We start from the raw sequence: 13,942 nt of genomic DNA, 5'->3' as shown, positions 1-13,942 counted from the left end.
AAGGAGTGGATAAAGTGAGCGATTATAACGTTATTGACACTGATGTTGAAGCGATAATGAAAGAATCTTTCATTCAATATTCAATGGCGGTAATTGTATCCAGAGCCTTACCTGATGTAAGGGACGGACTTAAACCTGTTCACAGAAGAATTTTATATACCATGTATGAAAATGGTCTTACACCTGATCAAGCTTACAGAAAATGTGCAGACACAGTAGGTTCTGTGCTTGGTAAATATCACCCACACGGTGACGCATCAGTTTATGACGCACTTGTAAGACTTGCTCAGAAGTTCTCAATGAGATATCCTCTTGTTGACGGCCACGGAAACTTCGGTTCCGTTGACGGCGACCCTCCGGCTGCCTACCGTTATACTGAGGCTAAAATGGCTAAAATGTCAGTAAATATGCTGACAGATATAAACAAAACAACTGTTGATTTTCAGTCAAACTATGACGACAGACTGAAAGAGCCTGTTGTGCTGCCGTCAAGATTTCCAAATCTTCTCTGTAACGGCTCAGTAGGTATCGCTGTGGGCATGGCAACGAATATCCCTCCTCATAACCTCCATGAAGTTATCGAGGGCATGAAAACTGTCATGAAAAACCCTGACTGCACACTTGACGAGCTTATGCAGAGCATAAAGGGTCCTGACTTCCCTACAGGCGGTATCATCATGGGCAGGTCCGGTATCAGAGCGGCTTACGGCACAGGTCGAGGAAAGATAACACTGCGTTCAAAGACCTCTATCGAGGAGATAAAGGGCAGAAACTGCATTATCGTCACTGAGATACCTTACATGGTAAACAAGGCAAGACTTGTTGAGTCTATCGCTGACCTTGTTAAGGAAAAGCGTATCGACGGAATACATTATATAAACGATGAATCCGGCAAGGACGGAATGAGGATCGTTATTGAGCTTAAAAAGGACGCTAATCCGCAGGTAGTTCTCAACAAGCTGTTCAGCTATACACAGCTTCAGGATACTGTGGGCGTTATAATGCTTGCTCTTGTGAACGGTATCCCTAAGGTGCTGACCCTCAAGGAAATGCTTGAGCAGTATATAGACTTTCAGGTGGATGTTATCACAAGAAGAACTAAGTTTGATCTTAACAAGGCTAAGGAAAGAGAGCATATCTTAAATGGTCTTGTTATCGCACTTGACAATATCGACGAAGTTATCGAGATAATGAAAACTTCAAAGAATATCCCTGAGGCTAAGCAAAGACTTAATCAGCGTTTTGGTCTTACAGATATTCAGGCTGACCATATCGCAAATATGACCCTCGGACGTCTGACCGGTATGGAAAGACAGAAGATAATAGACGAGTTGGCTGAGATCGAAGTCAAGATAGCTGACCTTGAAGATATTCTTGCAAATCATCAGAGAATACTTGATATAATCATTGAAGAGGTCGAGGCTATTCAGGATAAGTTCGGTGACGAGAGAAGAACTCAGATAGAAAATGTCAGCGGTGAAGTTGATATTGAAGATCTTATCCCTGTTGAGGAAAGCGTTGTTACCTATACAAATGCAGGATATATAAAGAGAATGCCTGTTTCAGAGTATAAGGCTCAGAAGCGTGGCGGACGTGGCGTAACGGGTATGAAACAGCGTGAGGACGATTATATCGACGAGCTTCAGACCTGTTCTTCACATGATAATATACTCTTTATCTCCAATAAGGGCATAATGTATAAGCTAAAATGCTATGAGCTTCCGGAAGGTTCAAAGGCTTCAAGAGGCACAAATATAGTAAATCTTCTTGAACTGGGAGAGGGCGAGAAGATAGCCGCAATGATAAAAACTGCCGATTTTGACGAGGGCAAGTATATCGTCATGGTAACAAAGAACGGCAAGATAAAGAGAACTCCGCTGACTTCCTACAGAAATGTAAGAAAGAACGGTCTTATTGCAATAGGTCTTGATGAGGGCGATGAGATAGCAGGAGTAAGAATGACCTTTGGCGACAATGAAGTCATCGTTGCAACGCATAATGGTTATGCTATCAGGATAAGAGAAACTGACATAAGAGAGATGTCAAGAGTTGCTCACGGCGTAAAGGCTATAAAACTCAGGGGCAGCGACTATGTTGTATCAATGGCAAGAGTAAGAGAGGGTGCAAGCGTTCTCACTGTTGCAGAAAATGGTCTTGGCAGACGTGTTCCGCTGGAGTCTTATAAGGTACAGAACAGAGGCGGCTACGGTCTTATGAACTATAAGAGTGGCGGAGTATGCGGAATAAAGGTCGTTGATGATGAAGATGATATCATTATGATATCCACAGACGGCATTGTTATCAGAATAAGAGCCTGCGATATCAGCATGATGAGCAGATACTCCCGTGGCGTAAGACTTATGAGAGTCGGTGAAGACGGCAGAGTGGTTTCATTCACAAGAACTGAGCATGACGATGATGTTGAAACGGCAGAGGTAGAAAAGGCTACTGCCGAGGAGATAGCAGAGGCTCAGGCTGAGGAAAATGCTGAGGTCATTGTTGAGGATAATGGTGAGAGTGCTGATAATGGCGGAGAAGAATAGTTTATTATTCGGAACGTTATAGTATTATAATTATTATAATAAGGAAAAGCCCTGCACGGGGAATGAAATGTGCGGGGCTTTTTTTTTGCGTTATGTATTATTTTCATCTTCGGCGATATCATCGGGTGTGATAAATTTAAGAAGATCGCCAATATCGCAATCAAGATAGCTGCATATTCTTGCCAAAACGGGGAGGTCAACTCTCGATATTTTGTTATTGCAATAGCTGTTGAACTGGGTCGCACTTACGTCGCAATTTTTTATTATCTTATATTTGCTTATGTTATGAGCTTTTCTATACTCTTCAAGGGTTATCACGATCTTGCCGCTGTTCATTTATTATACCGCCCTTTCTATCTGATTTTTTTTAAGGTTTTAAGGCGACCGCATACGCATATTGTATGCAGGTCGCTTTTATTATTTTGTAATTTTGTAAAATAAAAGGCGGCACTTTTACACATCTTCAAAATAAACAGAACAGAAAAGTGTTGCCTTAAAATACTAATACTCTAATAACAGTATAATATATGATTAAAAAAATATAAAGCTGATAAATTATTCACTGAAACTAATTGTAGCTGAAACTATTGACAGTTATAAATATATGTGCTATAATGCAAATATATAGAAATATCAAGAAAAATGTAATAAATATTGTTTTCGGCGTTATTTACATTGTATTATTATTTTGTTGGTACTTACAATGTTCTCAAAGCAAAAGGAAAAAACAAAATGTGCGTTGGTCGCTGCAATTATGTCGTATATCATAATACCTGTATTTTTGATGATAGTCGAAAATATCATACCTCTGGTTTTAATACTTATTGTAACTGTCATTATGGTAATTTTGACGAGGTACGGCTGCAAATTAATGGATAAATATTCAAAAGTATCGAATGAAAGAAGTAAGGAAAGACTTAAAGAACGCAGAGAACGAAGAGAGCGTGCAAAAGAGAGAGAAGAAAATGCCGATAAGGCTGGTAAAACAGGTTCAAATCAGTATCAGAAGAAAGTGAATCTTGAACTGAATACAATTTTTTGGAGAAGCAAGGGCGGACAGGCAACAAATGCGCCTGCGGCGGATTGTGTATATTTCTATGACAATCAGCATACGATAATGTTTGTTTGTACTGTTCAGCAATTTGAACAGGGTAAGGTGGCGGTTTATAATAAGAAAAAAAGAATAACGACCGTAGCAGGTTGTAAACCGCCGCAGAGATAAAAAAAGCCGCCCGAAGGCAGCTTTTAAATATCAATTATTTTTCAGCTCATTGAAAAATGTGGGCTTTAGGCTCTTGCTTATTTGGATAATGTGATCGTGTATCATATGTATGTTTTTTAGGATAAAGTCGAGAAATGTGAAGCTGTCTGCATAGCTGTCAATCTTTATCGCAAAGGGTAGCTCAGATGAGATCATTTTCAGCATTTCGGAAAGATCATTAATAATACTGTCATCAACAATGACAATGTTCATTATGTGTTTGCCTCTCTATTTTTTATACTTATTATTCTATAATAGTTAATATAATAGATTAAATATGAACAAATTACTACTATTAGAGCCTTATATTTCAGAAAACATCCTGATTTTTACCTTATCATTGCACTATATTATTAATATAGTATATAATTAAAAAATAATGAAGATACAAATATATGATGACTTAAAATAAATATTAAGTTAACTGGTATTAAATATAATAAAATTATTAAGTTATAAAATTATAAGGAGTTTGGAAAATGAAAATAAGAATAGCTTTGATCGATTCAGATGATCTTTATCTGCAAAGGTTCGTTTCGACCTTTAACAGCAAGTATTTCGATAAAATAACTATTTTCTCTTTCAGCGACCCTGCTATCGCAGAGAGCAATATGCAGATGAGCAAGTACGATATTGTTATCGCTGCGGAGAATTTTGACCTCACTCCCTTTAAGGACAGATGTGCGGTGGCATATTTCTCAAACTCTAACGAGATAAACGAACTCAACGGCGAAAAGGCTATCGGAAAATATCAGAGGGTGGAAAATATCTATAAGCAGATTCTCGACCTTTACTCTGAGATACATAAAGGCATTATATACAACGACAATGGTGGTGACAACGGCACAAAGATCATTGGCGTTTTTTCTGCCTGTGGCGGAGCAGGTGCGACATCTGTCGCTTCGGCTTATGCGAGAGCTTTGGCAGCAAGAGGCGAAAGCGTGCTTTATTTTGACCTTGAGAAAAACAACTGCAACCACGTTTTCAAGGGCGAGGGTCAGCAGGTCACATTCGGCGATGTTGTTTACGCTATCAAGAGCCAGAACGCAAATCTTGGACTAAAGCTTGAAAGCTGCGTAAAGCACGACCCTTCGGGAGTTTATTTCTATGAACCTTGCGAAAGCGTGCTGGATTTTCTCGAGCTTAACGATGAGGAGATACTTGACGTTATTAGAACTCTCAAGGCGGCAGGAAAATACACTTATATGATAGTTGATTTCAACTTTGATTTTGCTCCGCTGCATTTTGAGCTTATGAAGCTTATGTACAAGACTTTTGTAGTGTCTCTCGGTACTGACAATGCTATCGCAAAGCTGAGAAGCCTTGCAAGGGCGTTTGAGCTAAAGGAGGAGCAGGAGAATTTCCCTTATATCGAGCGAATGAATCTTGTTTACAACAGGTTTACTAACGAGACTTCGCTGACTGCGGACGAGCTTAGGATAAAGATCGCAGGTGGCGTGCCTGATTTCGGCAATGCACCGTTTGAACAGACTGTTTTCAAACTCACTACCCTTGGAATGTTCTCGGGGGAAAGCTTTAAGTAAAATAGAAACTTGACAGAACAAAGACGGGTAAACAACGGGCGAACGTAAATTGTTGTGAGCCTTGTCGAACAACAATTTTCGCCCTTACACAAACGCTTTGTATCTTATAATAAAATTGGCAAAAAGTTAAGTATAGAAAAAACACAGGTGAAAAATATGAATGAAGATTTCAGCGAGATAATTGCCGCCGTCAAGAAATTTGCGGTGGATAATCTCTCTCTTTCGACACTTTCGGACGAGGAGCTTGAAGAGCAGATAAAGACCATAACCGACAATATGATCGGCAACAGGTATGTGTCTATCAAAAACAGGGTGGATATCGCTCAGCAGGTGTTCAGCTCTATCAGAGGTTTTGGTCTCCTTGACACCATTATGAACGACGACACTATCACGGAGGTTATGATAAACGGCGCTGATAATATTTTTATCGAGCAGGCCGGACGTGTAAAAAGGCTCGATGAGAGCTTTGAAAGTCAGCGAAAGCTTGAGGATATCATTCAGCGTATCGTTGGTAAGGCAGGACGTGAGGTCAATCAGTCTAACCCTATCGTTGATACAAGACTTCCAGACGGCTCTCGTGTAAACGTGGTTTTGCCGCCTATCGCTCTTTGCGGTCCGACTGTTACAATAAGAAAGTTCTCTAAGACACCTATGACTATCGAGAAGCTTATTTCGTACGGCTCTATCACAAGGGAGATAGCGGACAAGCTAAAGCTGTTAGTTGAGGCAAAGTACAATATTTTCATCTGCGGCGGTACTGGTTCGGGTAAGACAACATTTCTTAACGCTCTTTCAAATTACATTCCAAAGGACGAGCGTGTTATCACTATCGAGGACTCTGCGGAGCTGCAGATAAAGGGCGTTGACAACCTTGTAAGCCTTGAAACGAGAAATGCAAACGCTTCGGGCGCAGGTGCGGTCACGATAAGAGACCTTATCAAATCATCACTTCGTATGAGACCGGAACGAATCGTTGTCGGAGAGGTCAGAGGCGGTGAAGCCCTTGATATGCTCCAGGCGATGAACACGGGTCACGACGGCTCGCTTTCAACAGGCCACGCAAACTCAACGCAGGATATGCTCAGCAGACTTGAAACAATGGTCTTGCAGGGTGCGGACGGTTTGCCGCTGGAAGCTATCAGACAGCAGATATCTTCTGCTATCGACATAATAATACACCTTTCGAGGCTTAGAGACCATTCAAGAAAGACTATGGAGATAACAGAAGTGCTTGGCTTTGAGAACGGGCAGATAAAGCTCAATCCGCTTTACGTTTTTGAAGAGGACGAGAACACCACACTTGAAAAGGTATCGGGTTCATTGAAGCGAACTTCAAATCCAATGCAGAATGTTTTCAAGCTCCAGCTTTCGGGAATAACTGAGGTTATTTGATAACGGAGGTTATCTAACTACGACAGTTATTTTATAAGATCATAATTATTAAGGACAGAAATATATGAGGAAAAAGAATAAGAACAATAACGAAAATGCGCAAATGCAGGATATGAATACCGTTCAAATGGACGGGGCGAACGTTGCTTTTGCGGCGAATGCGAATTTCTCTGGGGCGATATTGCAGGACGCTGAGGCAATGGAAACCTTGACTGCGGAAAGCGGTAAGAAGTCTAAGAAAGCTAAAAAGGCTTTGGCTAAGAAAGAGAAAGCAAAAAAGAAAAAAGAAGAGTATATCGAAAAAAAGGGTCTGCTTGGAAATGCGGACGATTACCACGTTTATCATATGAAGCCTGTGGACACTCTCACGGGATATCTTATGGGTGTGGCGGCTGTGGCTGCGGGTTCGTATATATTCTTTTACTCTATCCCATTCAGCATTATCGCAGGTGCGATAGCAGGATTTTTCAGCATTAAACTTTATCGAAAGAGCCTTTTGAAAAAGAGACAGCGCAGGCTGCTTTTGCAGTTCAAGGACTTGCTTGAATCAATAAACAATTCATATGCGGCAGGAAAAAACACTCCCGACGCTTTTCTCGGAGCTTATAACGATCTGCAAATGCAGTACGGCGAGACTTCCGACATTGTAAAGGAAGTTGCCATTATAAATGCAGGTATTCAGAACAACTACAATATCGAGGAGCTGCTCCTTGACCTTGGGGACAGGAGCGGACTTGAGGATATAACGAACTTCTCAGACGTATTTGAGGTATCCAACCGTTTGGGAGGTAATCTGAAACAGGTGGTATCTGAAAGCTATGATGTGATAAGAGACAAGATCGACATTGAGCTTGAGATAAACACCATTGTGGCAAGCGGACGAAACGATCTCAATATTATGGCGGCGCTGCCGTTTCTTGTGGTGCTGATGATGAAGGCGACATCTGATTCGACAGGCACGAATATTCTTGATATCGGTGCAAAGATAATCGGTATCGTGCTTATCGGAATCGCTTATCTTATCGGACTGAAGATGACTAAGATAAAGATTTAGAGATTTTCTTGTAGGGGCGACCTGTGGTAGTCCGCTGGTACAAGTTTTTAAAAAGTTTAGAAAATTATTGAGGTGAATAATTTGAGTTTTACAAGCTCATATGTAATGGCAGGGATAGGAACATTTTTTATATTGTTCTGGCTGTTCCTGTACATAAAATACAGAAACGCTTACGATCAGGTCATTGACGCTATCGACAAGAAAAAGTTTATGTTCGGCGAGATATATTTTATCGGCTTTGGGTTCATAACGCTTTTTCACATCAACATCAAGACCGAGAGAGGAAGCAAGAAGATAAAAGAGATAAGCGAGATATACGGCAGAAAATACGCTGAATTTTATCATTACGTTATCACGGGTGGAAGCATTTCATACTTTCTAACTCTCTTGCCAATGGGCTTTTGCCTTGGAGCCATAGCAAATAATGTTATGCTTGGTGTGCTTGGCGTTGTGGCTTCTGCGCTTCTTTTGGAATATATGAGCGGTGAGATAAAGAAAAACGTCAACGAGCGAAGAGAGGATATCCTCGAGGACTTGCCGCAAATGCTTTCAAAATTCACATTGCTTATAAATGCGGGACTTATCGTTCGTGACGCCTGGTTCAAGGTGGCATACGCAAACGACAAGCCCATTTATAAAGAAATGCAGGAGGCCTGCGTTGAAATGAACAACGGCGTGCCTGTCAGAGAAGCTGTTTTCCATTTTGCCGACAGGTGTTCGGTGGCGGAGGTAAGAAAGTTTGCAAACTCCGTTAATCAGAATATGGAAAAGGGCGGAAGCGAACTCACGAGAGTTCTTAAAGAGTTAACAACTGTCAGCTGGGAAGAAAAGCGAAGCAGAGTAAAAGTAAAAGCCGCAAGCGTTGGAACTAAGCTTATGTTCCCGTCTATGATAATGTTCATAGCGATAATAATGATGGTTGTTGTTCCGGCGATAGGCAACTCATTAATGTAATAGGGGGGTGAAAAAAAATGAAGAAAATTAATGAAATGATGATCTCAGCATATTTGAAGGGTATGTCAAAGCTTAATGCTTTTAAGGACAATGAGAGCGGTGAAGTAAATATGGTGGCTATCGTACTTATCATCATCGTTGTAATTGCACTTGTTGCTGTATTTAAGGATGGTATTTCTGATGTACTTTCAGCAGCTTTTAAAAAGATCAAGGAAGCTATCGAAACTCTGTAAACATAAGCTTAAAGGCTATTGTTTATATGGAAACAGCTCACAGCTTTTTGCTGCGGGCTGATTCGAGATAAACAAAATATACAAACGCATAAACATAAATTCTTATAGGGGTGATCGGTATTAAACTGAACAGGATATTCGGGAAGAAAGGCGAAAACATCAAGGACGAAAAGGGCGCTGTGCCTATCGTTGAGGCAACGTTTATTTTTCCTATCGTGTTTTTCTGTATGTTCTTTCTTATTTATATCGGAATGTATATTCTGCAAAGTGTGCTTATCTACACGCAGACCCAGAAAGTTGCTTCTATCGTCAGCAAGAGTATGGCTGTGACGGGTTATGAAAAAGTCGGCAAGCACACAGCGGACAATGTGAATTTTGATTTCAAGGACAATAAGTATTTCACTCAGGATTCTGTAAACACGATATATAACGAGAAGGCGAAGCTTTACAGATATTTTTATCCCGACCCGATCGCAGGCAATTCGGATATCGAGTCGATAAATTCGTCTCTCACAAGTCTTATCGACAATCTGAGCATTATAAGCGGCGGAGGCGTTACCTGCGATATAAACGCAAAGAATTATTTTATAAATCAGACCGTCAGCGTGACCATAAAACGTGAGGGAGCTATCCCGGAGGTTTTCAGCTACATAGGAATGGACGGCGTTTCAAGCGATATTACTGTTACTGCCACGGCGGCAAGCTGCGACGGAGCGGAATTTGTGCGAAATACCGATATGGTCTATGACTTTGTGACGTTTTTGAGCGACAGGCTGCACATTTCGGACAAGATATCTTATCTGAAAGAAAAGGTGCAGGGCGCCTTCAAAAAAGATGCCAAGGAAGCTGCTAATGCGGCCGGATAACTGGATAAAAATATAGCAATATAGAAATGCAGATAAATTTTTCTTAGGGGGAAGTATTGATGATATTTAGAAAATTCAGAAAAGCTAAAAACTCAGATATAAATTTAGCTGAAATAAATGAAAATACAGAGCTTGCGGTCTTTTCAGAGGTTGATAATGACGTCAAGCCAAAGAAAAAACGCTCAAGAGAAAGAATAAGAAAGAATATCAATGGCGCAATATCAATTTTTCTTGTGCTTATAATGGTACCAATGTTCACATTTGCAGGAACGATCGTTGACCTTTCAAGGGTCAATTCCGCAAACGTAGTGCTTTCGGGCGCAAGCGACCTTACGATGAATGCGGCGCTTTCTGATTACAATGAAATTCTCAAAGACGTTTACGGAATTTTCGCAATGAGCGCAACTGAGGACGACCTTACGAACAATCTCGAGAGATATTTCAACAATTCTCTCAGCAATATCAGCGACCTCGACACAACGGATTCATACACAAGAGATTACATAAACAGCCTTACCTCTTGGCTTTCAACAGCAGGCAGCGAAGGTTCGGCGGATTTTGACACGCTTATAAAGCTCACAAATGCCACCTGCGATGTATCGTATGTCGGCGGCTCTGAGGTATATCATTCAAACATACTCAAGAGACAGATACTAGAATATATGAAGTATCGTGGCGTTGTTGCGGTATCACAGGAACTTATAAACAAGTTCTCAGGCTTTAGCGGCTTTGACAAGCAGAGCAAGGCTATCAAGGCAAAGATGAATTATGAAAAAGAGCTTGAGAAGGTAGGTGATTCCTGTCAGACGGCTTATAACGAACTTTATGAAGCAAGAAAACAAAAACATACAAGTGTAACGCAGGATATACTTGGATATGAGATCGAAGCAGACTGTGAGAATAAAATAGAGTTATTCAAGGACGCATATTTAAAGACAGTTTCGCTTGCAAAGGAAAATTATGATAACATAAGTAAATATCTTGTTTATATAAAGGTCCTTGAGGACACAAGTGCAGATAAGCTAAATGTTAATTCTAATGTGATCCTTTACAATGAAATAAGTAATAAATCATCAGAAGCAACAGAAAATATGGGTGAAGGTCTTAAAGAGGGCCATACAGTAACTAATGAAGACTATACTCATAAAGGTCTTGAGGGCGTACTGTCTAATGTGGAATATTTTAAAAGTAATAATATAGGTCTCACATCTGGTTGCGAGATGAATGATGAAAAGACTGATTTTAAAGTAAGTTCCGATTATAAAGGTGGCTTTTATGGAACAATGAAGTCATTTGTAGATGATATAAAGTCTCAAAAGTCTAATATAAATGGAGAGTTAAGTGAAGATAATGTCATTAAGGTTTATCAGCTCAAGCAGACTATAAATAATTGGATAAATAATGATGACAATAAAACATATCTTGCGAATATATGGGCACTTAAGGATTATTTTTATTCTTGTGAAGGTAACAATTGTAAAATAAATGAATATTTTGAAAATATAGAGGGCTTTATTCGTGATATCAACAATATAGCAGATTATACGAATAATTATGCAAATAGTTATAAAGATAAAGTAAAGTCCCTTGCGGTTGAGGCAAATAAGCAGATAAGACTTGTCTTTGATGATTGTACTATAATGATATCGAAATATGAGGCTATCGAAAAAGATCTGAATGCAGTCATAAGCGATATTGAAAGTGCTGAAGAAAAGGGCGAAAAATGGAAGGATAAAATAGATAAGGTAACTGACAAAAGTTCAAAGCAGACTATGACCTCAGACTATGAGAGCGAAGCACAGCCGCTGAAAAAAGCTGATGTTGAGGCTCTTCGTGACAAGGTCATAATAGTCAATAAGGAATTCTATCAAGATATTTTAGATAGGATAAAATCTTTAAAGTATTGTGGAAATAAGCTTGCAGAAAAATATGACTCTAGTAAGGTAGAAAAGGCGGATTACGAAAAAGATTTCAAAAAGTCAAAAATAATGCCGGATACCGTTGACAGCAATGGTATGGCAGCGGCTATAAATAGTGCAAAGGCAAATTTTGAGTCAGATACAGGTAATAGCTTTAAAGCTTTCTGCAGACTGCTTGAAAATGACGAGTTTTCTACAAAAAGTGGTTTTACCACAAAGGCTCAAGAGGAAAATCAGCAGTTCTTTGAATATCTTGCTTCAAACTTTGAATATAAAAGCGGTACTGAAGAGGAAGAAAAAAGCGAAGCCAGCGATGGAGGAAAGGAAGCTCTTATCGACAAGGGCAAGGTCACTTCGGCGAAGGAAAAAGCCAAGAACGACAAGACACTTTCGGGAGATGTTTCATCGGACTTTCTTGACGCAATGGTGACGAACAATTCAAAATCGCAACAAGATATCGGTGTTGACCCGACAGACCCGGAAGGTTCCAGCGATGACAATGTCACAGACACCGCCGATTCGATGAGCGGTGAAGAGACGACTTCGTTCCTTGAAGCCGTAGGCAATATCGCAGCGACAGGCCGTGACAAGCTTTACCTTGTTGAATATATGCGGAATATGTTCAGCTGCTATACAACTAATCTTGATCCATCAACGGGAAAAACTTACGAAGATACGGCTAATTTTGAAAGAACGCTCAGCAACATCGTAATATCAGAGGACAATAATTTATATTACGGCGGAGAGTGCGAATATATCCTTTGGGGCGGAACTCCTAGCAGTGCAGTCAATAAGACAAAGGCTTCTATTTTCGGAATAAGGTTCATACTTAATCTTATATACGCAATGTCCGCTCCCGATATCAATGCTCTGACATTTGAGTGGGCGACAGTTATCGCAGGCTGGACGGTTTTCGGCGTGCCGATAGTTCAGACTGTTTTGAAAATAGCCCTTGCATTGGCGGAATCAGCGTATGACTTGAATCAATTATGCTTAGGCAAATCTGTGCCATTGTATAAGAGTTCCTATACTTGGGCGATGTCGCCGCAGGGAATGATCAACATTGCAAAGGAAACAGCGGCTACATTGATAGATGAAGCAACGGAAAAGGCTTCAGAATATTTAAATGATACGATAACAAATATTTTTGATAAAATAGAGAATACAGCAAATGATAAGATATCAGAAATTGGTGTTGAAGTTACCAATTATATAAGTCAAACTATCAGAGATGTATCAGATAAAGTCATAAATGCGACTGTTACACCATTTATGAATGGTATAAAGGGCGTTTTAGGCAAAATGGATTCCAGCTGGGGAAAAGATAAGATAGAATCAGAACTTCAAAATTGTCTTGATAAGCTTAAAGAAGACTCAACAGATGATATTTACGGACAGGCAAAGACTGTTGCTATCGAGTATCTTGAAGGAAAAATAAGTGAAGTTGCAGATACGATTTACGATAGTTTAAAGGAAGCGGCAGGTAATAAATCAGAAGTTATAATAGGAAAAATTAATGATTTGTTCAAAAAAGTCGATGCTGCCACTAACACGGAAACAGGTTATATTTATGAACTTAGAGGTAAGATAGCAAAAAAAATAACTGATCTGAGCGGAGAATTACAGGGAAAGGTATCAGAAGCTCTTAATAGTACAGAAGATAACGTTAAGGAAGAACTCAATGAGGCTTTGAATAATTTTTCTGACGGAATATCGGAAAAGGTATCGAGCGGACTTGACAAGGTCGGCGAGTCGGCTCCAGACAGCAAAACTGTTGGAGATGTTTCAAACGCAAAGGCTGCTACCATAAGTCTTAATTATAAAGAATATCTTTACGCTTTTATGCTCATTGGCATATTGGCAAATGAAGATAATATGGTGGCAAGAACCGGTTACCTTATGCAGATGAACATAAGTCAGAAAATGACTGACGCAGGCTTTAATGATTCTGACAGAGAGAATTTTGATATGACGAAGATGTATACAATGGTGCAGATCCATTCAGAAGCTGACGTTGATTCCGTATTTATGGGAATGTTTGAAAAGAAAACTGTCAATGGCGAGGAGTCTTATTCACTCAATTTTGATGGGGATGGAAGCAGTACAGACAGACTGGTTTACAATGGATTCATTGGTTACTAATTTTTAGTTTTTAATTTTATTTCAATATTTTTTA

At 39.8% G+C, this 13,942-nt stretch carries 11 protein-coding genes; 9 read left to right on the top strand and 2 right to left on the bottom strand.

The window, feature by feature from the left end; all coding sequences use genetic code 11:
- The first annotated feature begins 5 nt into the window (after nucleotides 1–5).
- On the top strand, nucleotides 6–2,543 hold the full coding sequence (gene gyrA / locus AB5Z01_RS04755) for a DNA gyrase subunit A (RefSeq protein ID WP_287214246.1): 2,538 nt from the start codon (nucleotides 6–8) through the stop codon (nucleotides 2,541–2,543).
- A gap of 90 nt (nucleotides 2,544–2,633) precedes the next feature.
- Here the strand turns inward: gyrA and AB5Z01_RS04750 are convergent, their stop codons facing one another.
- Complete coding sequence (locus AB5Z01_RS04750; RefSeq protein ID WP_117897110.1) at nucleotides 2,634–2,879, bottom strand: helix-turn-helix transcriptional regulator; 246 nt, start codon at nucleotides 2,877–2,879, stop codon at nucleotides 2,634–2,636.
- A 535-nt stretch (nucleotides 2,880–3,414) separates the two neighbouring features.
- Here AB5Z01_RS04750 and AB5Z01_RS04745 point away from each other — a divergent pair.
- Nucleotides 3,415–3,765 (top strand): hypothetical protein, encoded by a 351-nt coding sequence (locus tag AB5Z01_RS04745; protein WP_195220562.1) that lies wholly within the window; start codon nucleotides 3,415–3,417, stop codon nucleotides 3,763–3,765.
- A gap of 30 nt (nucleotides 3,766–3,795) precedes the next feature.
- Here AB5Z01_RS04745 and AB5Z01_RS04740 read toward each other — a convergent pair whose 3' ends face one another.
- Nucleotides 3,796–4,017 carry a hypothetical protein gene (locus tag AB5Z01_RS04740; protein ID WP_195221697.1) on the bottom strand — a complete coding sequence of 74 codons (222 nt, stop codon included), beginning with the start codon at nucleotides 4,015–4,017 and terminating at the stop codon, nucleotides 3,796–3,798.
- Nucleotides 4,018–4,283: 266 nt separating this feature from the next.
- Between AB5Z01_RS04740 and AB5Z01_RS04735 the strand changes: the two genes are divergently transcribed.
- The 7 genes from AB5Z01_RS04735 to AB5Z01_RS04705 all read left to right on the top strand — a co-directional run bounded on the left by AB5Z01_RS04735 (nucleotide 4,284) and on the right by AB5Z01_RS04705 (nucleotide 13,908).
- Nucleotides 4,284–5,348 carry a hypothetical protein gene (locus AB5Z01_RS04735; protein ID WP_195221698.1) on the top strand — a complete coding sequence of 355 codons (1,065 nt, stop codon included), beginning with the start codon at nucleotides 4,284–4,286 and terminating at the stop codon, nucleotides 5,346–5,348.
- 156 nt (nucleotides 5,349–5,504) lie between these two features.
- Complete coding sequence (locus AB5Z01_RS04730; RefSeq protein WP_195221699.1) at nucleotides 5,505–6,740, top strand: CpaF family protein; 1,236 nt, start codon at nucleotides 5,505–5,507, stop codon at nucleotides 6,738–6,740.
- Nucleotides 6,741–6,804: 64 nt separating this feature from the next.
- Entirely contained in the window at nucleotides 6,805–7,794 is a 990-nt protein-coding gene (locus AB5Z01_RS04725; protein ID WP_287215779.1) for a type II secretion system F family protein, read from the top strand.
- An 81-nt stretch (nucleotides 7,795–7,875) separates the two neighbouring features.
- Nucleotides 7,876–8,748 carry a type II secretion system F family protein gene (locus tag AB5Z01_RS04720; RefSeq protein ID WP_287215781.1) on the top strand — a complete coding sequence of 291 codons (873 nt, stop codon included), beginning with the start codon at nucleotides 7,876–7,878 and terminating at the stop codon, nucleotides 8,746–8,748.
- A 17-nt stretch (nucleotides 8,749–8,765) separates the two neighbouring features.
- A complete protein-coding gene (locus AB5Z01_RS04715; protein WP_117897104.1) occupies nucleotides 8,766–8,981 on the top strand; it encodes a Flp1 family type IVb pilin in 216 nt (71 codons plus the stop codon).
- A gap of 110 nt (nucleotides 8,982–9,091) precedes the next feature.
- Nucleotides 9,092–9,847 carry a TadE/TadG family type IV pilus assembly protein gene (locus AB5Z01_RS04710; RefSeq protein ID WP_287215784.1) on the top strand — a complete coding sequence of 252 codons (756 nt, stop codon included), beginning with the start codon at nucleotides 9,092–9,094 and terminating at the stop codon, nucleotides 9,845–9,847.
- Between the two features lie 59 nt (nucleotides 9,848–9,906).
- A complete protein-coding gene (locus AB5Z01_RS04705; RefSeq protein ID WP_287215785.1) occupies nucleotides 9,907–13,908 on the top strand; it encodes a DUF5702 domain-containing protein in 4,002 nt (1,333 codons plus the stop codon).
- Nucleotides 13,909–13,942: the final 34 nt, after the last annotated feature.

Origin of the sequence: Ruminococcus sp. RTP21359st1_H3_RTP21359_211015 (assembly GCF_040909065.1) — a bacterium.
Lineage (GTDB): Bacteria > Bacillota > Clostridia > Oscillospirales > Ruminococcaceae > Hominimerdicola > Hominimerdicola aceti.
The sequence above is the reverse complement of the archived record's forward strand: the minus strand, read 5'-3'. Positions and strand labels throughout refer to the sequence as shown.

Bases quoted from the DNA above. Each gene is read 5' to 3' on its own strand.
- AB5Z01_RS04750 (WP_117897110.1), bottom strand. From the start codon at position 2,879: ATGAACAGCGGCAAGATCGTGATAACCCTTGAAGAGTATAGAAAAGCT.
- AB5Z01_RS04745 (WP_195220562.1), top strand. From the start codon at position 3,415: ATGGATAAATATTCAAAAGTATCGAATGAAAGAAGTAAGGAAAGACTT.
- AB5Z01_RS04740 (WP_195221697.1), bottom strand. From the start codon at position 4,017: ATGAACATTGTCATTGTTGATGACAGTATTATTAATGATCTTTCCGAA.
- AB5Z01_RS04735 (WP_195221698.1), top strand. From the start codon at position 4,284: ATGAAAATAAGAATAGCTTTGATCGATTCAGATGATCTTTATCTGCAA.
- AB5Z01_RS04730 (WP_195221699.1), top strand. From the start codon at position 5,505: ATGAATGAAGATTTCAGCGAGATAATTGCCGCCGTCAAGAAATTTGCG.
- AB5Z01_RS04725 (WP_287215779.1), top strand. From the start codon at position 6,805: ATGAGGAAAAAGAATAAGAACAATAACGAAAATGCGCAAATGCAGGAT.
- AB5Z01_RS04715 (WP_117897104.1), top strand. From the start codon at position 8,766: ATGAAGAAAATTAATGAAATGATGATCTCAGCATATTTGAAGGGTATG.
- AB5Z01_RS04705 (WP_287215785.1), top strand. From the start codon at position 9,907: ATGATATTTAGAAAATTCAGAAAAGCTAAAAACTCAGATATAAATTTA.